This is a genomic window from Ralstonia sp. ASV6 (assembly GCF_016429285.1).
GTDB lineage: Bacteria > Pseudomonadota > Gammaproteobacteria > Burkholderiales > Burkholderiaceae > Ralstonia > Ralstonia flaminis.
In genome coordinates, this window is sequence record NZ_JAELUI010000556.1 from 1 (window position 1) to 317 (window position 317).

Below are 317 nucleotides of genomic sequence, written 5' to 3' on the forward strand. Positions count from 1 at the left end.
GGATCCTCAGTTCACGCGGCCATTTCGCGCCTCAATCGTGGCGCGCGCGCGATTCGTTGATGATCTGGTCGTCGAACAAGCGCACCTAGGGGTAACTCAGTATGTGATTCTAGGCGCAGGTCTCGACCTGTCTCTTATACACATCTCCGAGCCCACGAGACATGGCGCCTGATCTCGTATGCCGTCTTCTGCGTGAAAAAGGGGGGGGGGGGGGGGGGGGGGGGGGGGGGGGGGGGGGGGGGGGGGGGGGGGGGGGGGGGGGGGGGGGGGGGGGGGGGGGGGGGGGGGGGGGGGGGGGGGGGGGGGGGGGGGGGGGG

At 72.2% G+C, this 317-nt stretch carries 1 protein-coding gene; it reads left to right on the top strand.

Annotation, left to right across the window (positions count from 1 at the left end):
* On the top strand, positions 1-172 hold a 172-nt coding region (locus JHD73_RS28495; RefSeq protein ID WP_269848311.1), incomplete at its 5' end, for a class I SAM-dependent methyltransferase.
* Positions 173-317 lie beyond the last annotated feature (145 nt).